Genomic DNA, 17,934 nt, shown 5'->3' with positions numbered 1-17,934 from the left:
CCTTCGCCTACCAGCCGTCGAGTGCGTGGCGCAGCAGCAGCGCGGCCAGCACGAACATCGTGATGCCGATCAGGCCGTCTAGCACTTGCCAGGCCCTGGGCCGCGCAAACCACGGCGCCAGCCAGCGTGCGCCAAATCCCAGGGCGGCAAACCACAGCACGCTGGCGGCGCTGGCGCCGGCGATGAACCAGCCGCGCAGCGCGCCGGGCTGCTGGGCGCCGATGCTGCCCACCAGCAATACCGTATCCAGGTACACATGCGGATTGAGCAGGGTGAAGGCCGCTGCCTGGGCCAGCACGGCTCCCAGGCCCACTCCGGCACCGCCTTCGGCGGCACGCAATTGCTGCGGCTGGCGCGCGCGCCGCAGGGCTTGCCAGCCGTACACGGCCAAAAAGGCGGCGCCGCCCAGCGCCAGCGCGCTGGCCAGCAGCGGACGCTGCCCCAGCGCGCGGGACATGCCCATCACGCCGGCGGCGATCAGGGCGGCGTCGGCCAGGGCGCAAAACAGCACGATGCTGCCCACATGTTCACGGCGCAAACCTTGCCGCAAGACAAAGGCGTTTTGCGAGCCGATGGCCACGATGAGCCCGAGGCCCAGGGTCATGCCCTGGAAAAAGATGGAGAAAGCGTCTGGCATGCTGGCGGTCGAGAGTGTCATGCGGCGATCTTGCCAGCCGGAAGGAATGAAGGCAAACTACCTTTTCTACAGCCAGTTAAGAAAAACTTCATCCATGCTCGATTATGCCGCCCTCGCCGCCTTGGCCGCCGTCATCCGCGAAGGCAGTTTCGAGCGCGCCGCGCGCGCCCTGCACGTCACGCCTTCGGCCATTTCGCAGCGCATCCGCCTGCTGGAAGAACGCGTCGGCTGCGCGCTGGTGATACGCGACCAGCCCTGCCGCGCCACGTCAACGGGCCGGCGCCTGTGTCAGCACGTGGACCGGGTGCAGTTGCTGGAGCAGGATTTGCAGGGCACCGTGCCGGCGCTGGCGGCCCAGGGCATGGCGCGCGCCAGCCTGCCCATCGCCGTGAATGCCGACAGCCTGGCCACCTGGCTGGCGCCGGCCATCGCCGCCTTCGCGGCCGATCAGCCGGTGCTGCTGGAGGTGGCGGTCGACGACCAGGACCATACGGCCGAATGGCTGCGCAGCGGCGCCGTGCTGGCGGCCGTCAGCGCCACGGCCCGGCCCGCCGCCGGCTGCAACAGCCGCCCGCTGGGCGCCATGCGCTATCTGGCGGCCGCCAGTCCCGCCTTCCTGCGCCGGCACTTCGCCCACGGCGTGGGCGCGGCCAGCCTGGCGGCGGCGCCCAGCCTCGTCTTCAATGCCAAGGACGAACTGCAGGCGCGCTGGGTGCGGCGTCTGTGCCACAGGCATGTGGAGCTGCCGCGCCATGTGCTGCCTGCGTCGCACGCCTTCGTCACCGCCGCCCTGGCCGGCATGGGCTGGGGCCTGCATCCGCAGGCGCTGATCCAGCCCTGTCTCGACAATGGCAGCCTGGTCGAACTGCTGCCCGCTACACCTCTCGATGTGCCCCTGCACTGGCATACGGCGCGCGCGGCGTCCAGCCTGCTCGACGGCTTGAGCGGAGCCATCCTCGCTGCCGCGCATGCCGCCCTGCTGCCGGCCTGAGCGCCAGGTTCAGTGCTGGTCTGTGCTCAGCGCCAGGCGCCAGCGGCGCATGTCGAGATGCAGTTTCAGCTGGTGGTGTTTGACCAGATAGCGCACGCCCACCAGGGCCGCCGCCAGGCCCGACAGGGCGCCGATGCCCAGCGCCCAGCGCGGGCCGAAGGTGTCGGCCACCCAGCCGACAATCGGCGCGCCCAGCGGCGTGCCGCCTGCCGAGATCGCGAGCAGGATAGCCATGACCCTGCCCCGCATGGCGGGCGCCGTCGACAGCTGCACGCTGCTGTTGACGCTGGTGGTGAAGGTTTGCGCGGCAATCCCGATGACCACCAGCATGATGCCGAACAGCCAGTAATTGGGCATCACGGCGGCCAGCGCGCAGGCAAAGCCGAACAGCGCGGCCGCGCCCAGCAGCAGTGCCAGCGTGGGCCGGCCACGGCCTGCCGCCAGCAAGGCACCGGCCACGGAGCCGCACGCCATGATGGAACTGAGCACGCCATACTGCCCCGCGCCCGCATGGAAGGCCGTCACCGACATGGTCGACAGGAAAATCGGGAAGTTCAGGCCGAAGGTGCCGATGAGGAACAGCATCAGCAGGATGGCCATCAGGTCGGGCCGCTGGCGCACGTAGCGGAAGCCCTCGCCCAGGCTGGCGCGCGTGGCCTTCAGGCGCGGCGCGCGGCGCAGCAATTCCACCCGCAGCAGCAACAGCGAACCGATGACGCCGGCAAACGAGACGGCGTTGATGATGAAGACCCAGCCGCTGCCGACGCTGCTGATCAGCAGCCCCGCCACGGCCGGGCCCAGCATGCGCGCCGCATTGAAGGAGGTGGAATTGAGCGCCACGGCGTTGCTCAGGTCTTCTTCCTCGACAATCTCGGAAACAAAGGTCTGGCGCACGGGCGAATCGAAGGCCGTCACACAGCCCAGCAGGAAGGCAAACACATACACATGCCACAGCGCTACCTGTCCGCTGATGCACAGCAGGCCCAGTCCCAGCGCCAGCAAACCCATGGCCGCCTGCGTGAACAGCAGCAATTTGCGCCGGTCGAGCAAGTCGGCCGCCATGCCCGTCAAGGGCAGCAACAGCAGCTGCGGGCCAAATTGCAAGGCCATGACGATGCCGACGGCGCTGGCTTTGTGCTGCGTCAACTCACTGAGCACCAGCCAATCCTGCGCCGTGCGCTGCATCCAGGTGCCGACATTCGACACCAGGGCACCGCCGGCCCAGATACGGTAATTGGGATTGCGTAGCGAACGGAATGTGTTTTTCATCTGTGGGGGAAAGGCCTCCTAGCCTTGGGTTTCAGGGTCGCAATGAGCAGTTCATTGCGCCAGACGTTTGAGTAATGCCACCGCCCTTTCCAGTTCAGCGACTTCGGCCGGCGCGAGCCGGGCTTCGATGGTGCGCGCCAGCCAGTCTTCACGCGCGGCGCGGCTGGCCGCGATCCAGGCGCGGCAGCTGTCCGTCAGCGTCAATATCGTTTGCCGGCCATCCGCCGGATCGGGCGCGCCCGTTACCAGCTGCGCTTCCGTCAGGGCCAGCACGGTGGCCGCCATCGACTGGGGCCGCATGCCTTCGGCGCGCGCCAGGCTGCTGGCGGTGGCCGGGCCGTCGCGCTCGAGGCGGCTGAGCACGGACGCCTGCGACATGGTGACGTCGCCCAGGTGCGATTCTTCGCGCAGGCGGCGGCGCAGTTTGCCGATGAGAATGCGCAGTTCGCTGGCCAGTTGCGGCACCTGTTCGTGGTCTGGGGAATCGTCGTGTGGGGTGGTCATGGGTGCCGTCGGGTGTATCAACAGGCTGTACTATAACAGATATGCAGGTAAACTGCACAGTTTGCCTGCATATCTTGTTCAAATAGCCAGATTGCGGACGCAAAAAAGCCGGGGCGGAAGATGCACTCCCTGCCCCGGCCCGGTCTTGAAACGTTTGGCTTAACTGATGTAATTAAACAGCGACAGGCCCGAGATCGAGGTGAACGATTTCTGCGCCGCCTGCAGGGTAATCTGCTGCTGGCTGAACAGGGAGATGGCCTTGACCATGTCCAGGTCTTGCAGGCCCGACAGGGTGCTCGCATATTGCAGGTCGAGGTCGTCGCCGGCGCTGTCGAGCGTGTCGAGCTCCTTCAGGCGCGAGCCCACTTCCGCGCGCACCGACAGTACATTGTCGTAGGCCGTGTCGAAAAGGTCGTGCGCCGCGTTCAGGCTGGCGGTCAGGCGTGCCTGGCCCGCGTCGCCAGAGACGGGCTGGCCCAGCGCGCCGATCAGGTTGGTAATGGTGGTAAAGATCGATTCCTTGCCGCTCGGCTCCAGGGTGAACTTGTCCAGGTCGGCCGGCTTGCCGGCGATATTGACTTGCTGGCCGTCAAAGGTGATGGCGTCGCCCGACTTGTAATCGACCGGCACGGCGGGATTCGGGATGGTCTGGCCCAGGGTCACGTCGGTCACGGTATAGGTCGTCTTGGCATCGGTACCCGTGCCCGTCACCTGGAAATCGATCGAATACTTGTGGCCCGTCAGCTTGGTGGGATCGGTGACGGTACCGCCGGAAATGATGCCGGCGCCGCCACGCGTGAAGTTGCCCGCATCGGGCGCCGTGGTGAACTTGCCGTTGCCCGTCAAATTATCTTCAAACACGGCCGCGCCCGAGTCGCTGGTGGCCAGGTAGCGCGCCGAGCCTACCTGCAGCTCGCGCTGGCCCTGGTCGCCCACATACGTGGCGCCGCCCGGAGACTGGCTGAATGGCTGGGTGGTCGACTTATAGCCGGCAAACAGGTAGCCGCCCGCATTGTCGGAGGTGTTGGCGATGCCCATCAGATCGGTGAGGCGCCCTTTCAGTTCCGTCGCCAGACTCTGGCGGTCGACATCCTTGAGCGCGGGATTGCCGGCCTTCAGCACCAGCTCCTGCACGTCGGCGATGAGCGAGGTGGTGCTGGCCAGCGCCAGCTCTTCCTGCGACAGGAAATTTTTCGCATTCGAGCGGTTCGTCACGAACTGCGTATTGATCGATTGCGACTGCGTCACTTCCAGCGCGCGCGCCGAAGCGATCGGGTCGTCGGCCGGCGTCAGGTTGCGGCGGTTGGCCGACAACTGCATTTGCGTACGGTTAAGCGCGCCCTGCAGGTTGTTCAGCTGGCTGCTGCCCGCGTCATAGATCATTTTGGTGCTGATGCGCATGATGCTGCCCTTCCTGATGGCGGCGCCACAAGCCGCCGCTCATTCATGTGAGTTCGTCTAAATAATTAACGTCCGAGACCGATGACCACGTCAAACAGGGTGCTGGCGATCTGCATGACCTTGCCGCACGCCTGGTAGGCTTGCTGGTAGCGCAGCAAATTGGCCGCCTCTTCATCCAGATTGACGCCGGACACGGCTTGCTGCTGCGTGCTGGTTTGTTGCAACAACGCCAGACTGGCCAGGCCGCTGACCTGCACTTCGCGCGTCTTGTTGCCGACGAAGCTGACGGTTTCCGCGTACGAGCCCTGGAACGTGGTCTTGCCGCCATCGAGAATATTTTTGGTCTGCAAGCCCGCCAGCAAGGCGGCATTGCGGCTGTCGCCCACCCCGCCCGTGTTCGGCGCAATGGTAAAGGTGTCGCCCTGCGCCGGCGCGCCCGTCATGTTGACGTTGATGCCGCCAAAGTTGAAGTTGTCGCCTTCCTTGTACGGAATATTCGCCGTGCCGGCCGGATACGTGGTGGTGTTGCCGTCGAGGCCCTTGACCGTCACCGCCTGGCCGGCGGGAAAGCCCGCCAGCGAGCCGCTGACCTTGTCGTACGTGAGGGTCACGGTACCCGTCAGGGCATTGCCTGGCGCCAGATAGGCCTTGTCCACGCTGCCGGCGCCGAGCTTGCCGCTGCCCGTGTTGGCCACGGGCGCGCCCGTGACGATCGGCGCGCCGGCGGCCAGCTTGTTGCGGTCGGTAATGAGCACGCCGAGGCCGGCAGCGCCATTCGCCGTTGGCCGGATGACATAGTTGTCGCCTTCAACGGCCGTGCCCGAGATCGAGAAATCCACGCCGTCGATGGTTTGCGGCACCGTTTGCGGATACGGGTTGATGGTGGTGCGCGCGCCGTCGCTCTGGCGCGTCACGACATAATTCGTGCCGTCATATTTCAAGGCGTAATCGCTGGCCGTCAGCTTGGTCGGATCGCTGACCTTGGCCGACAGCACGGTGGTGGCCGAGGCGCTGTTGTGCACGTCGGCGCCGATGACGGGATCGGGTATCTTGAAGAAGTCGCCGCCCATCTGGCCATTCAAATCCTGGCCCAGCTTGTGCTGTTCATTGAAGGTCGATGCCAGGGCGATGGCGACCTTGCCCAGCGAATTCTGGATACGGTCCAGGCTGCCACTGCGGAATTCCAGCAAGCCGCCCAGCGAACCGCCCGTCAGCGCGTTTTCCGCCAGCACGGTGACGTTCGAGCCCATGACATAGCCCACTTCCAGGCGGCTCGGGTCGGTCTGCGACGGCGTGACGGCCAGTTCAAAGTTCTTGTCGGCCACCACCAGCGGCTGGCCCGAGCCGATCGAGACGGTGATCATATTGTTCGGGCCAGGCTGGACTGTTGCCTTGACGTATTTGTTCAGCTCCGTCACCAGTTGGTCGCGCTGGTCGAGCAAATCGTTGGGCTGGTTGCTTTCGCTGACGGTCAGGCCGGCGATCGAAATGTTCAGTTCGGCGATCTGCTTGGCGTAGGAATTGATCACCTTCACGTTCGAGGTGATCTGCGAATTGACGCCGTCGCCGATTTCCTGCAGGCGGCCGGCAAGGCCCTGGAAGCGCGTGACGAGCGAGTTAGCGCTCGACAACAAGGCCTGGCGCGACGAGACGGACGAGGGATTCGAGCTGAAGTCCTGCACGCCCTTGAAGAAATCGGCCATCGCCGGCGACAGGCCGGCCGTGGAATCGGCCAGCAAGTTGTCGATCTGGCTGATCTGCGTGTAATAGGCGTCGAGCGAACTGGTGGTCGCCTGCGCATTGTTGACCTGCGTGGCCATGAAACTGTCGTACTGGCGCTTGATCTGCGACACCTCGGTACCATTGCCCACGAAGCCATAGCCGGCATTGTTGAACTGCGCCGTCTGCTGCAGGACCACCTGGCGGTTGTAGCCGTCCACGTTGGCGTTGGTGATGTTATGCCCGGTCGTCGACAGGCCCACCTGCGCTGCAAGCAAACCGCTCTTACCGATGCTGAGTAGATTCGAAGTCATGGTGTCTTATTGGTTACCGTCAAATGTATTTACGGCAGCCGCGGCGAAAACTTGAAGCGCGCGGCCTGCACAGGGGCCAGGCGGGGGCTTAGCCGACCAGCGAATTCTTGATAATTTTTGTCAACTTGGCAGCGTAGTTCGGATCCGTCGCGTAGCCGGCCTTTTGCAAGCCGTGGGCGAAGGTGCTGGCGTCGCCGGCGCTGGCCAGCACTTTTTCATAGCGTTTGTTGTTGGTAATCAACTGCGCATAATCCTTGAAGCTGTCCGCATAGCTGTCGTAGGCGCGGAATTTCTCCACCTTGCGCTGCGCCTTGCCGTTCACGTATTCCGTGGTGACGGCTTCCGTGACCTTGCCCTTCCAGTCGCCCGTGGCCTTGATGCCGAACAGGTTGTGGCTGCTGCTGCCGTCGCGGGCGATGATTTCGCGCTTGCCCCAGCCCGTTTCCAGCGCGGCCTGGCCCAGCATGAACTTGGCCGGGATGCCGGTGGCGCGGCTGGCTTCTTCCGCATGCACGCCCAGCTTTTCCTGGAAGGCACGCACGTGCGGCGCCTGCGTGGCGTTGGCCTTGTCGCTGAGGGTCTTGCCGGTGGCGCTGGTGCCGCTTGCCCCCTCGGTCAGGGCGCCCTGCTGCTGGCGGAACGCGGCCAGCGCCTGCGCCATGCTCGATGAGCGGGGCGACGGCGCTTCGGCGCCATCGGCGGCCAGCGCCTGGTTCGACGACGACAGCTGGCGGATCAGCACGTCGGCCAGGCCCGTGCCGCGCTTGGCCAGGTTCTGACTGGTCTGCTGGTCCAGCATCGAGGTGTACATCTTGCTTTGCTGGCTATCCATGATGCCGTCCTGCGGCGTGGCCTCGCGCATGCTTTTCATCATCATGTTGATGAACATGGCTTCAAATTGCGTGGCCGCCTCTTTCAGGGCGGACGGGTCGCGCGCCTTGGCGGACTGGCGCAAGCCATCCATGCCCTTGACGTCGTAGGCGGCGGTATTGCTGAGGTCGGTTTGACTGATCATGGCGTGCCCATCAAATAATTTCCAGTTCGGCGCGCAGCGAACCCGCCGCCTTCATTGCCTGCAGGATGGCCAGCAAGTCCTGCGGCGAGGCGCCGATGGCGTTCAGGGCCTTGACCACGTCGGACAGCGACGCGCCGCCCTTGACCAGCATGACCTTGCCCGGTTCCTTCTTGATATCGATCTGCGCCGTCTGCGTGACCACCGTGCGGCCGCCCGACAAGGGCGGCGGCTGGCTCACCTGCGGTTCGACATTGATGGTGACGGACAGGTTGCCGTGCGAAATGGCGCACGTTTCCAGGGTCACAGACTGGTTCATCACCACCGAACCCGTGCGCGCATTCATGATGACCTTGGCCGCCAGGCGGGCCGGATTGACTTCGATGCTTTCCAGCTGGCCCAGGAAACTCACACGCTGGTCGCTGCCGCCCGGCGACTGCACCTGGATCACGCGGCCATCGAGCGCGGCGGCCGTGCCGGCGCCGTAGCGGCTGTTGATGGCGTCAACCACGCGGCTGGCGGTGGAAAAATCGGTGGCGTTCAATTCCAGGCGGATGGTGTTGTTGGCGCCCAGCACCGAAGCGACGGCGCGCTCGACGGTGGCGCCGCCGGAAATGCGTCCCACGCTCAAGTGATTGATGACGACCGAGCTGCCGGCCGCCTGCGCGCCCACGCCGCCCACCAAGACGTTGCCCTGCGCCATGCCGTACACCTGGCCGTCGGCGCCCTTCAATGGGGTCATCAATAACGTGCCGCCGCGCAGGCTTTTCGCGTTGCCCATCGACGACACCGTCACGTCAAGCAGCTGGCCCGGCTGGGCAAACGCGGGCAAGGCCGTCGTCACCATCACGGCGGCGACGTTTTTCAGCTGCAAGCTGGTGCCTTGTGGCAAGTTGATACCCTGCTGCTGCAGCATGGCCGCCACGCTCTGGATGGTAAACGGCGTTTGCGTGGTCTGGTCGCCGCTGCCGTCGAGACCGACGACAAGGCCATAGCCCATCAGCTGATTCTGGCGCACGCCGGCGATGCTGGCCAGGTCCTTGATGCGTTCGGCCTGCGCCACGGGGGCCAGCAGGCAGAGCGCCAGGCCACAGACGGCCAGCAGGCGGGGAAAGGTCGGGGTCGCCATGATCAGAACGGCAACAGACTGAGGAAGAAGCGCGACGCCATCGAGGCCATCTCGGCGCGGTCGATCTGGCTGTTGGTGCGGTATTCCACGCGGGCATCGGCCACCTGGGTCGACGGCACGACGTTGCCCGTGCCGATGGTGTCCGGATTGACCATGCCCGAGAAGCGGATGAATTCCGTGCCCTTGTTCATGGCGATCTGCTTCTCGCCGGCAACGATCAGATTACCGTTCGGCAATACCTCGATCACCGTCACGCCGATCACGCCGGAAAAGGTGTTGCTGGCGGACTGGTTGTCGCCATCGGCAAATTTCGTCGCGCCGTTCGCGGAGACGGTGCCGCCCAGGCGGCCCTGCAGCATGCCCGGCGTGCTGAAGCCCACGCTGCCCGACTTGTTGCCGGAACTGGCGCCCGCCTTGACGGCGTTGGTGCGCTCGGTGATGGCGATGGTCATGGTGTCGCCCACGTGGCGCGCGCGGCGGTCTTCGAAGGCGGGACGGTAGGTCGACGGCTGGTAGATGGAGCCATTGTTGACGACCACCGGTTCCGGCATCGGTGCGCGCGTGGTGGTCGGATACTGCACGATCGAGGTGGGCGTGATGGCGCAGCCGGACAGCAGGACTGCGGACAACAGGGCGATGATGGGGTAATGCATGACAAACCTCCGCTGCCATCCGGCGGCGGATGGCATGACGACTAAAAAAGAAATTACAGCTGCGAGAGCTTTTGCAGCATCTGGTCGGATGTGGTGATGGCCTTGCTGTTGATCTCGTAGGCGCGCTGCGTCTGGATCATGTTGACCATTTCCTCGGCCACGTTGACGTTCGAGGTTTCGATATAGCCCTGCATCAGCACGCCGGCGCCATTGGTGCCCGGGGTGTTGGTCTGCGCCACGCCGGAAGCGCCCGTTTCCATGTACAGGTTTTCGCCCTTCGATTCCAGGCCGGCCGGATTGACGAAGGTGGTCAGCTGCAGGGAACCGATTTGCGATGGCGCAATGGTATCGGGCAAGGTGACGGACACGGTGCCGTCGCGCGCCACGGTCAGGCTCAACGCGTTGGTCGGCACCGTGATGGCGGGCTGGATGACGAAACCTTCCGAGGTGACGAGCTGGCCATTGGCATCCGTCTGGAACGAGCCGTCGCGCGTGTAGGCGGTGGCGCCGTCCGGCATCAGCACCTGGAAGAAACCGGTGCCGTTGACCATCACGTCGCGCGAATTGCCGGACGCCTGGGGATTGCCCTGCGTATGGATGCGCTCGGTTGCCACGGTGCGCACGCCGGTGCCGATCTGCAAGCCCGATGGCAGCTGGGTTTGCTGCGACGATTGCGCGCCCGGCTGGCGCACATTTTGGTAGAGCAAGTCTTCAAACACGGCGCGCGACTTCTTGAAGCCGGTGGTGCTGACGTTGGCCAGGTTATTGGCGATCACGTCCATCTGCGTCTGCTGCGCTTCCAGGCCGGTCTTGGCAATCCAAAGGGAACGAATCATGATTTTTCTCCAATAACAGCGCTGGTGAGCCCTGTAGACTATTTCTATGTGACCATTATGCGGGCGCCCCCATCAATTCAAAGCGAGGATCTGGGTGGCTTTCGCCGCGTTATTCTCGGCGTTCTTCAATAAACTCATTTGCGTCTCGAACTGGCGCGCCAGGGCGATCATGCTGACCATCGAGTCGACGGGGCTGACATTGCTGCCTTCCAGCGCGCCCGTGGTCAGCTTGACGGCCTGGTCGGCTTGCGCCACCGTGCCGTCCTTCAGGCGGAACAGGCCGTCGTCGCCGCGTACCAGCTGCTGCTCCGGCGGATTGACCAGCTTGATGCGTCCCAGCACCGTCGACGGCCCCGGCGGCACATCGGTGGAAATCGTGCCCACCGTGCCATCGCTGGCAATGGCCACCGTGACGCCCGGCGGAATGGCCATCGGGCCCGTATCGCCCTGCACCATCAGGCCGGCCTGCGTCTGCAGCATGCCGTTTTCATTGAGTTTCAAGGCGCCGTTGCGCGTGTAGGCTTCGGAACCGTCGGCCGACTGCACGGCGATCCAGCCGCCATTTTCCACGGCCACGTCGAGCGCGCGGCCCGTGTGCTGCATGGGACCTTGCGTGAAGTCGGAACCGACCGTCGAATCGACGACGAAGGTGCGCGTCGGCATCATGCCGTCGGCCACCACGGGCACGGCGCGGAACGAGTCGAGCTGCGCGCGGAAACCCGTGCTGGTGGCGTTCGCCAGATTGTTGGCGGTGGTGGCCTGCTTGTCGAGGATATGCTTGGCGCCCGAGCCGGCGGTGTAGATGAGACGGTCCATGTGTTTCTCCGTGCAAAACGAAAGCTGGGGTCAGACCCCGGTACTGGTGCGACATCACGGGTGCCTCGGAAAGCGTAGCGAGCGGTTCAATACCGGGTTGAGTAGCGCAGCTGTACGAAAGTACAGCGAGCAACGCCGGCCCGGTAGTGAGACGCGCAGTAGCTTAACGAGGCGCCCCCACGTTAGCGCAAGTTCACCAGGGTCTGCAGCACCGAATCCTGCGTCTTGATGGTCTGCGCATTCGCCTGGTAGGCGCGCTGGGCGGTGATCATGTTGACCAGCTCGGCCGTCAGGTCGACGTTCGATACTTCCACCGCCGAGGCGCGCAAGTTGCCCAGGGTGCCCGTCTTCGGCTCGCCCGTCATCGGCGTGCCCGAGGCCGAGCTTTCCACCCAGGCGTTGTTGCCCAGCGGTTCCAGGCCATTCGGGTTGGCAAAGTTACTCAGCACCACCTGGCCCAGGTTGCGCGTCTTGCCGTTGCTGTACTGGCCCTGGATGATGCCGTCGTCGTTCACCACGAAGCGGCTCAGCTGGCCCGCCTGGTAGCCGTCGGCGACGGTTTTCTTTTCCGACGTGGCGATGCCCAGCTGGGTCGACTTGGTGAAATCAACCTTCACCGACAGGGTCGCGTTGGCGCCCGTGGCGGGGAAGATCGGCAGGTTGACGGTGACGGGCAGCGATTGCGGCGGCGTCAGGGCCAGCATGGCGGCCTTGTCCAGGGCGCCGACCGTGTTGAACACGAGCGAAGCGGTCTTGACGGCTGGCACCACGGTGACGGCGGCGATGGCGGCGTCGATCTGGTCCGGCGTGCGGCTCGAGTTGATGCCGTCCGGTACCGCACTGCCATAGGTGCCGGCGATGGCGGCCAGCTGCGCCGGCGTGGCGCCGGCGGCGGCTGCGGCGGCCGAGACAGCGGCACCTGCGGCCTGGCCGTATGCCACGGCAGCGGCCGTGACGTTGGCCGGCACCAGCGGCACGGCCGTGGCGGCGGCCTGGTAGGCGGCGCGCGCAGCCAGCGCGGCAGGGTTCGTCTGCAGGGCGGCGGCGGCCTTCATGCTGGTCACTTCCATGTCGTCATTGGCCGTGTAGACGTCCCAGGTATTGGTACCGGTCTTGACGTAGAACATGGACATCGAATGGGCATTGCCCAGCGAATCATAGACGGGGACGGGAATCTGCTTGTTGTACGAGCCGCCCTGCGCCATGCTGAACGGCACCACGGTCGGCATTTCCGTGTTCGAGTTGAGATTGATTTCCGTATCCACCTTGGTGGTGGCTTGCGGCTTCATGTCCGACTGGTCGATCTGCAGGGGCACGACGGCGCCGGCGACGATCTTGCCGTTGACGTCGACCGGGTAGCCGGTCAGCTGGGCCAGCTGGGCGTTGACGATGAAACCGTTCTTGTCGACCTGGAACTGGCCATTGCGCGAATACTGGATGGCGCCATTGACGCTGGTACGGAAGAAGCCGCCGCCATTGATGGCGATATCGAGGGGATTCGACGACGTTTCCAGGTTACCCTGGGTAAATTGCTGGGCGATTTGCGAGACCGACACGCCGATCCCCGCCTGGTTGCCGCCCACGCCATACAGCGAGTTGGCATAAATGTCGGCGAACTGCGCCTGCGACTGCTTGAAACCCACGGTGGCCGAGTTGGCGATGTTGTTACCGATGACGTCAAGCGATTTGGCGGCGCCATTCAAGCCGCTCAGGCCTTGTTGGAAAGACATTGTGTTCTCCTGGTAGATATTAGGGGTAGAGGGTCACGCTAGGGTAAGCGGCTTACAAAATCTGTTTCACGTCGGCCATGGTGATGCTGCCCACGCCCGGCACATTCAATTTCACGCCGTTCGCGCCCGTCGAGACGCTGGCAACCGAGCCGAACATCAGCGCCGTCGCATCGGTGAGCTTGGTGCCGCCGCGCGTGGCTTCCACGGCGAAGGTGTAGGCGCCATCGGCCAGCACGATGTTCTTGCCGTCCTTGTCCAGATCGGCGGTGGCACCGTTCCAGCCCAGCGGCAAGGTGCCTGCCGGCTGCGCGCCCAGGTCGATGGAATGGACTTCCTTGCCATCCTTGTAGATGGTCACCTTGACCTTGTCCGCGGCCGTCGCCAGGTCCACGCCCAGCAGGGCGGTGCTCTTGCTCAGGTTGATGTCCTTGCCTGCCGTCAACACGCCATGGCCGATGATGTTGGCCGCCTGCATCGACTCGGCTTGCTGGTAGCTGGTTTTCAGGGTTTCCAGGGTCGTGTTGAGCTTGTTGACGCCCGTCACCGTGGACAGTTGCGCCAGCTGGCTGGTCAGCTGCGCATTGTCGAGCGGGTTCATGGGATCCTGGTTTTTCAGCTGGGTCACCAGCAGGGTCAGGAATTTGTTCGTTTCCGCTTCGACACTGCCTGCCTCGGCCGTGCTCTTCTTCGGATTCATCGTCGCCATCAGGTCGGTGACTTTGGTGGTGCTGGTATCGATGGTTGCCATAATGGTCAGTCAGCCTTATTGGCCGATGGTGAGGGTTTTCAGGAGCAGCGACTTGGCCGCGTTCATGGTTTCCACGTTGGTCTGGTAGGAACGCGAGGCCGACAGCATGTTGACCATCTCGTCGACCGTGTTGACGTTGGGCATGGTGACGTAGCCCTTCTCGTCGGCCAGCGGATTTTTCGGGTCATAGACCAGCTTCATCGGCGACGGGTCCTCGACCACCTTCTGCACCTTGACGGCCGTGGCGCCGTTGCCCATGGGCACGGCCTCGAACACCACCTGCTTGGCACGGTAGGCTTCGCCACTGGCACTGGTGGCGCTGTCGGCATTGGCCAGGTTGCTGGCCACCGTGTTCAGGCGCTGCGCCTGGGCGCTCATCGCCGAACCGGAAACATTGAAGATATTAAATAGCGACATGATTATTGTCCTCCCTGGATGGCCGTCAGCATGCCCTTGATCTGCGAATTGAGGAACGTCACGGCCGCCTCGTAGCGGATGGCGTTGTCGGCGAAGGCATTGCGTTCAAGATCCATGTCGACCGTATTGCCATCGACGGCGCCCTGAGCCGGTGCGCGGTACAGCAGCGGCGTGCCATCAGGCAGGGTTGCCACTTTGCCGCCCGCAGCCGCGCTGGCCGCCACGCCCTTGCCCGCCATGTGCTGTGGCGCCGTGCCCTTCAGTGCCGGCGCCGTGCCATCGTTGCGCGCCAGCGCGCCCTTCAGGGCACTGGCGAAATCGACGTCGCGCGCCTTGTAGTTGGGCGTGTCGGCATTGGCAATATTCGAGGCGAGCAATTCCTGGCGCGTCGAGCGCAAGCTCAGCGCCGTCTCGTTGAAGCGCATGTAATCGTCGAGTTTCCCTATCATGTCAGGCTCCGGAAAGATCTGCCACTGGCGCCCGAGATGGCGGAAGGATGGCGGTAGTGTGATGACAGGAAAGATAGTACGGTGCCCACCGGCAAGACCATCGCCGGATCAGACCGTACTTTTACCCCTTAATCGTGGCTTCAAACGGGGCGGCGCGCACTATCATGGCACTATTCCAGAGGCCTATCACCATGAAAACACCGCTTGCTTTCCTCCTCGCCATGACCTTCCTGTCGCCTTCCGCGCAGGCGCAAAACGCCGGCCGGCAATCGCCGCAAGCGCTGCGCGACAGCGTGGAACAGTTCCTGCAAGTACAAAGCAATGGCTTGCCGGGCAAGGTCACGGTCACCGTCGGCGCCGTCGATCCCCGCTTGAACCTGGCCGCCTGCCCCGCGCCGCAAGCCTTCATGGCGCCGGGTGCCCGCGCCTGGGGCAAGACCACGGTGGGCGTGCGCTGCACGGCCCCGGCCAGCTGGACTATCTATCTGCAAGCCAACGTGGCCGTCGTCGGCGACTACGTGGCCAGCGCCGTGCCGCTGGCGCAAGGCCAGGCCATCGACGCCAGCCAGCTGGTGACGATGCAGGGCGACCTGGCCGCATTGCCGGCAGGCATTGCCACCGACATGGCCCAGGTGGTGGGCGCCAGCACGAATATTTCATTGCCACCTGGCACGCCGATGCGCCTCGACACCTTGCGCCGCAAGCCGGTGGTGATGCAGGGGCAGCTGGTGCGCGTCGTTTCCAGCGGCAACGGTTTCCAGGTTGCATCAGAAGGCCGCGCTATCGGCAACGCCGGCGACGGGCAAGTGGTGCAGGTGCGCACGCAGAGCGGCCAGCAGATCAGCGGCGTGGCGCGCGCGGGAGGGATGGTCGAAGTAGCATTCTGAACACGGATGGACAGCGATATTGTGGTCTGGCGCACTAAAGTTTCGGCGGAAGGTGCCGATAATAGGACAGCCCCGGAGTTTTTTGACTTCGACCAGACGAGGATCACGCTGTGAAAATTACCGACAACACCATTAAAAGCAATCCCGGCCTGCCGGTGGCGCCCGCGAGTACCTCCGGCGCCCGGAATGCCGAGAAAGCCCAGGCAACACCGACGACGTCGGACAATGTACGCCTGTCCCCGCAAGGACAGGCATTAGCGGCCAGCGCAACTGCCGGCAGCGGCGCCGTGTTCGACACGAAAAAAGTCGAGCGCATCAAGCTGGCGATCGCCGACGGCCAGTTCCAGGTCAACTCTGAAAAAGTGGCGGACGGACTCCTGGACACAGTCAAGGACCTGCTGCACTCACGAAATAGATAGGTTCCCCAATGCAATCAGTGACTCCGTTTTCCAGCCTGCGCGACGAGCAAGAGCTCATGACCACATTGCTGGCATTGATGAAGGAAGAACAGCTGCATCTGGTTGCGGCTGACATCGATGCAATCGCGGAGCTCACCGTACGCAAGACGGCACTCATCGGCAAATTGAGCCAGCTGGCGGCGCAACGCCACCAGGCGCTGGCGGCAGCCGGCTTCACGGCCGCCGAAGCGGGCATGGAAGACTGGCTGGTGGTGGCCGAGGAAGCCGACGCGGCATCCTTGTGGAAAGCCCTGCTGGCCACGACGCGCGAGGCGAAGGAACAGAACCGCCTGAACAGCCTGCTCGTCAACAAGCACATGCTGCACACGCAGGGCGCCCTGAACGCCATGCGCCCCACGGCCCAGAGCGGCAACTTCTACGGCCCCAGCGGCCAGCCAACCACCAACACCCCGCAGCGCCGCGTCGTCATCGGCTAAGGCCTTCGCCTTCATCCCAGTGTAGAAAATAGCTGCGGCCAGCGCGGCACGATGCGCGTTTGCGCCTATGCCGATGGCTGCAAGCCTTGCCCGGGCACGGGCGCCAGCAGGCGCGTGCGCAGCCGCAGGCCCGGCCGCTCCACCAGCCAGTACAGCGCGGCCGCCGCCAGCAAGGCCGCGCCGTTGTAGAGGCAAAACACCAGCACGGGCGAGCCGCCCAGCGCATCGCCAAGATAGGCGTCGAGCGCGTGATACACCTGCTTGTGCGTCAGGTACAGGCTGAACGCCAGAGTGGCCAGGGCCGCCGCGCCGGGCACGCGCCAGCGGCCGGGCCAGCTTTGTTCGCTGAGGCAGCCTGCCAGCACGCATGCCAGGCTGCACGACAGCAGCGGATAGCCGAAAACGATGCCGGCAAAGTCCGGCACGCCGCGCAGCAGCCACATGGCCAGCGCCAGTCCCGCCATCCCCGCGCCCAGCAACAGGGTGCCACGCGCCATCAGCGCCGCCCACCAGGCGGGACGAAAACCGCGCACGACAGCCAGCATCACTCCCATCAGCAAGCCATCGAGGCGGACCGGGCTGGGCATGTAGATGAGCGCGATGAAGCGCTCGACATAGGCGCCCTGCCCCTGCAGCGGCGCCAGTTCCTGCCGCCATAGCCAGGCACGCAGAAGCATGCCGCCCAACAGCACGCCCAGCGCCGCGGCCACCGTCTTGCCGGCGGCGGGCCGGCGCGCCAGCCACCACGCGACAGGCGGCAGCAGCAGATAAAAATGCTCTTCCACGCACAGCGACCAGGCATGCGAAAAGGCGCGCGCCTCGGGCGCGCCGGGCAGCACATTGATGGTGAAGGTCAGGAATTGCCACAGCGGCCGCATGAGCTCCGCCTCGCGGGACGCGGGCAGCAGCACATACAGCGCCAGCACGGTGCCATAGGCAGGCAGGATGCGCAGGGCGCGGCGCAGCATGAATTGCGTCCACCACGGGCGCCACGCGGGAGGCGTGCCCAGCGCCCATGGGCGCAGCAACTGCCAGCCGATCAGGTAGCCGCTGAGGACGAAAAACAGGTCCACGCCCATCCAGCCATAGGCGATCAGGCGGCCGGGCAGGCGCAGGCCATAGCTTTCCAGGTGATACAGCATGATCCAGGCGATGGCCACGGCACGCAGCAGATCGGGGCCGGGAGCCCGGGCGGAGGGAGGGGCAGACAGGGTCATGCTGTGGCTTGCAATCATGGCAACCCGCCATGATGCCACAAGCTTCGCCTGGCGTGCGCATCCGCCAGCGCCCTGCCCGCACGCCATGCGATGCCATGCGATGCGATGCCATGTCATGCCACGCCATGCGATGCCATGCGATGCGATGGCCTGCACGCAGAAACAACAGCTGCGGTCCGCGTCCCCCGCACATTTGAGCACGCTCAAACGTGCGGCAAATGATAACGATATGCTCATCCCTAGCGTACGCCGCCCAACTCCCGGTGAGACTTTCCTCACTGACACGAACATCGTTCCCCGCCGGCATAGC

Annotated in this window: 19 protein-coding genes; 4 read left to right on the top strand and 15 right to left on the bottom strand. The window is 64.6% G+C overall.

Features of this window, described 5'->3' with window-relative positions; all coding sequences use genetic code 11:
- Positions 1–7: 7 nt before the first annotated feature.
- Positions 8–658 (bottom strand): LysE/ArgO family amino acid transporter, encoded by a 651-nt coding sequence (locus ACQ4WR_RS16275; RefSeq protein WP_436488464.1) that lies wholly within the window; start codon positions 656–658, stop codon positions 8–10.
- Between the two features lie 73 nt (positions 659–731).
- Between ACQ4WR_RS16275 and ACQ4WR_RS16270 the strand changes: the two genes are divergently transcribed.
- Positions 732–1,628 (top strand): LysR family transcriptional regulator ArgP, encoded by an 897-nt coding sequence (locus tag ACQ4WR_RS16270; protein ID WP_436488462.1) that lies wholly within the window; start codon positions 732–734, stop codon positions 1,626–1,628.
- 9 nt (positions 1,629–1,637) lie between these two features.
- Here the strand turns inward: ACQ4WR_RS16270 and ACQ4WR_RS16265 are convergent, their stop codons facing one another.
- The 13 genes from ACQ4WR_RS16265 to flgB all read right to left on the bottom strand — a co-directional run bounded on the left by ACQ4WR_RS16265 (position 1,638) and on the right by flgB (position 14,625).
- Positions 1,638–2,897: an MFS transporter gene (locus tag ACQ4WR_RS16265; RefSeq protein ID WP_102297727.1), complete on the bottom strand. Its 1,260-nt coding sequence runs from the start codon at positions 2,895–2,897 to the stop codon at positions 1,638–1,640.
- Positions 2,898–2,948: 51 nt separating this feature from the next.
- Positions 2,949–3,401: a MarR family winged helix-turn-helix transcriptional regulator gene (locus tag ACQ4WR_RS16260; RefSeq protein ID WP_102297726.1), complete on the bottom strand. Its 453-nt coding sequence runs from the start codon at positions 3,399–3,401 to the stop codon at positions 2,949–2,951.
- Positions 3,402–3,560: 159 nt separating this feature from the next.
- The gene (flgL, locus tag ACQ4WR_RS16255) at positions 3,561–4,802 is read right to left on the bottom strand and encodes a flagellar hook-associated protein FlgL (protein WP_436488459.1); all 1,242 of its coding nucleotides are present in this window, start codon (positions 4,800–4,802) and stop codon (positions 3,561–3,563) included.
- Positions 4,803–4,867: 65 nt separating this feature from the next.
- Positions 4,868–6,835: a flagellar hook-associated protein FlgK gene (gene flgK, locus ACQ4WR_RS16250; RefSeq protein WP_436488457.1), complete on the bottom strand. Its 1,968-nt coding sequence runs from the start codon at positions 6,833–6,835 to the stop codon at positions 4,868–4,870.
- A gap of 88 nt (positions 6,836–6,923) precedes the next feature.
- Complete coding sequence (gene flgJ / locus ACQ4WR_RS16245) at positions 6,924–7,850, bottom strand: flagellar assembly peptidoglycan hydrolase FlgJ (protein ID WP_102297721.1); 927 nt, start codon at positions 7,848–7,850, stop codon at positions 6,924–6,926.
- 10 nt (positions 7,851–7,860) lie between these two features.
- A complete protein-coding gene (locus ACQ4WR_RS16240; RefSeq protein ID WP_102297718.1) occupies positions 7,861–8,976 on the bottom strand; it encodes a flagellar basal body P-ring protein FlgI in 1,116 nt (371 codons plus the stop codon).
- Between the two features lie 2 nt (positions 8,977–8,978).
- Positions 8,979–9,629 carry a flagellar basal body L-ring protein FlgH gene (locus tag ACQ4WR_RS16235; protein ID WP_102297715.1) on the bottom strand — a complete coding sequence of 217 codons (651 nt, stop codon included), beginning with the start codon at positions 9,627–9,629 and terminating at the stop codon, positions 8,979–8,981.
- A 53-nt stretch (positions 9,630–9,682) separates the two neighbouring features.
- The gene (flgG, locus tag ACQ4WR_RS16230; RefSeq protein ID WP_102297713.1) at positions 9,683–10,465 is read right to left on the bottom strand and encodes a flagellar basal-body rod protein FlgG; all 783 of its coding nucleotides are present in this window, start codon (positions 10,463–10,465) and stop codon (positions 9,683–9,685) included.
- Between the two features lie 72 nt (positions 10,466–10,537).
- Complete coding sequence (locus tag ACQ4WR_RS16225) at positions 10,538–11,281, bottom strand: flagellar basal body rod protein FlgF (protein ID WP_102297711.1); 744 nt, start codon at positions 11,279–11,281, stop codon at positions 10,538–10,540.
- Positions 11,282–11,463: 182 nt separating this feature from the next.
- A complete protein-coding gene (locus ACQ4WR_RS16220) occupies positions 11,464–13,011 on the bottom strand; it encodes a flagellar hook protein FlgE (RefSeq protein WP_436488455.1) in 1,548 nt (515 codons plus the stop codon).
- Positions 13,012–13,063: 52 nt separating this feature from the next.
- Positions 13,064–13,759 carry a flagellar hook assembly protein FlgD gene (locus tag ACQ4WR_RS16215; protein WP_102297148.1) on the bottom strand — a complete coding sequence of 232 codons (696 nt, stop codon included), beginning with the start codon at positions 13,757–13,759 and terminating at the stop codon, positions 13,064–13,066.
- 15 nt (positions 13,760–13,774) lie between these two features.
- The gene (gene flgC, locus ACQ4WR_RS16210) at positions 13,775–14,176 is read right to left on the bottom strand and encodes a flagellar basal body rod protein FlgC (protein ID WP_102297149.1); all 402 of its coding nucleotides are present in this window, start codon (positions 14,174–14,176) and stop codon (positions 13,775–13,777) included.
- 2 nt (positions 14,177–14,178) lie between these two features.
- Complete coding sequence (gene flgB / locus ACQ4WR_RS16205; protein ID WP_436488452.1) at positions 14,179–14,625, bottom strand: flagellar basal body rod protein FlgB; 447 nt, start codon at positions 14,623–14,625, stop codon at positions 14,179–14,181.
- A 191-nt stretch (positions 14,626–14,816) separates the two neighbouring features.
- Here flgB and flgA point away from each other — a divergent pair, with 191 nt between their 5' ends.
- The 3 genes from flgA to ACQ4WR_RS16190 all read left to right on the top strand — a co-directional run bounded on the left by flgA (position 14,817) and on the right by ACQ4WR_RS16190 (position 16,407).
- Positions 14,817–15,512, top strand: coding sequence for a flagellar basal body P-ring formation chaperone FlgA (gene flgA / locus ACQ4WR_RS16200; RefSeq protein WP_436488451.1), 696 nt, complete (start codon positions 14,817–14,819; stop codon positions 15,510–15,512).
- Positions 15,513–15,622: 110 nt separating this feature from the next.
- Complete coding sequence (gene flgM / locus ACQ4WR_RS16195) at positions 15,623–15,931, top strand: flagellar biosynthesis anti-sigma factor FlgM (RefSeq protein ID WP_034787161.1); 309 nt, start codon at positions 15,623–15,625, stop codon at positions 15,929–15,931.
- A gap of 8 nt (positions 15,932–15,939) precedes the next feature.
- On the top strand, positions 15,940–16,407 hold the full coding sequence (locus ACQ4WR_RS16190) for a flagella synthesis protein FlgN (protein WP_102297158.1): 468 nt from the start codon (positions 15,940–15,942) through the stop codon (positions 16,405–16,407).
- A 65-nt stretch (positions 16,408–16,472) separates the two neighbouring features.
- On the opposite strand, the gene ACQ4WR_RS16185 is transcribed toward ACQ4WR_RS16190, so the two are convergent.
- A complete protein-coding gene (locus ACQ4WR_RS16185) occupies positions 16,473–17,642 on the bottom strand; it encodes an acyltransferase family protein (protein ID WP_436488448.1) in 1,170 nt (389 codons plus the stop codon).
- Positions 17,643–17,934: the final 292 nt, after the last annotated feature.

It is taken from the genome of Janthinobacterium amylolyticum, from assembly GCF_051380655.1.
GTDB lineage: Bacteria > Pseudomonadota > Gammaproteobacteria > Burkholderiales > Burkholderiaceae_D > Janthinobacterium.
Note: the sequence above shows the minus strand (reverse complement) of the source record. Positions and strands in the feature narration are given on the sequence as shown.

Coding starts and splice junctions, on each gene's coding strand:
- ACQ4WR_RS16240 (WP_102297718.1), bottom strand. CDS start 8,976: ATGGCGACCCCGACCTTTCCCCGCCTGCTGGCCGTCTGTGGCCTGGCG.
- ACQ4WR_RS16235 (WP_102297715.1), bottom strand. CDS start 9,629: ATGCATTACCCCATCATCGCCCTGTTGTCCGCAGTCCTGCTGTCCGGC.
- flgA (WP_436488451.1), top strand. CDS start 14,817: ATGAAAACACCGCTTGCTTTCCTCCTCGCCATGACCTTCCTGTCGCCT.
- flgK (WP_436488457.1), bottom strand. CDS start 6,835: ATGACTTCGAATCTACTCAGCATCGGTAAGAGCGGTTTGCTTGCAGCG.
- flgL (WP_436488459.1), bottom strand. CDS start 4,802: ATGCGCATCAGCACCAAAATGATCTATGACGCGGGCAGCAGCCAGCTG.
- ACQ4WR_RS16185 (WP_436488448.1), bottom strand. CDS start 17,642: ATGATTGCAAGCCACAGCATGACCCTGTCTGCCCCTCCCTCCGCCCGG.
- flgC (WP_102297149.1), bottom strand. CDS start 14,176: ATGTCGCTATTTAATATCTTCAATGTTTCCGGTTCGGCGATGAGCGCC.
- ACQ4WR_RS16275 (WP_436488464.1), bottom strand. CDS start 658: ATGACACTCTCGACCGCCAGCATGCCAGACGCTTTCTCCATCTTTTTC.
- flgG (WP_102297713.1), bottom strand. CDS start 10,465: ATGATTCGTTCCCTTTGGATTGCCAAGACCGGCCTGGAAGCGCAGCAG.
- ACQ4WR_RS16225 (WP_102297711.1), bottom strand. CDS start 11,281: ATGGACCGTCTCATCTACACCGCCGGCTCGGGCGCCAAGCATATCCTC.
- ACQ4WR_RS16265 (WP_102297727.1), bottom strand. CDS start 2,897: ATGAAAAACACATTCCGTTCGCTACGCAATCCCAATTACCGTATCTGG.
- flgJ (WP_102297721.1), bottom strand. CDS start 7,850: ATGATCAGTCAAACCGACCTCAGCAATACCGCCGCCTACGACGTCAAG.
- ACQ4WR_RS16190 (WP_102297158.1), top strand. CDS start 15,940: ATGCAATCAGTGACTCCGTTTTCCAGCCTGCGCGACGAGCAAGAGCTC.
- ACQ4WR_RS16220 (WP_436488455.1), bottom strand. CDS start 13,011: ATGTCTTTCCAACAAGGCCTGAGCGGCTTGAATGGCGCCGCCAAATCG.
- ACQ4WR_RS16215 (WP_102297148.1), bottom strand. CDS start 13,759: ATGGCAACCATCGATACCAGCACCACCAAAGTCACCGACCTGATGGCG.
- flgB (WP_436488452.1), bottom strand. CDS start 14,625: ATGATAGGGAAACTCGACGATTACATGCGCTTCAACGAGACGGCGCTG.
- ACQ4WR_RS16270 (WP_436488462.1), top strand. CDS start 732: ATGCTCGATTATGCCGCCCTCGCCGCCTTGGCCGCCGTCATCCGCGAA.
- ACQ4WR_RS16260 (WP_102297726.1), bottom strand. CDS start 3,401: ATGACCACCCCACACGACGATTCCCCAGACCACGAACAGGTGCCGCAA.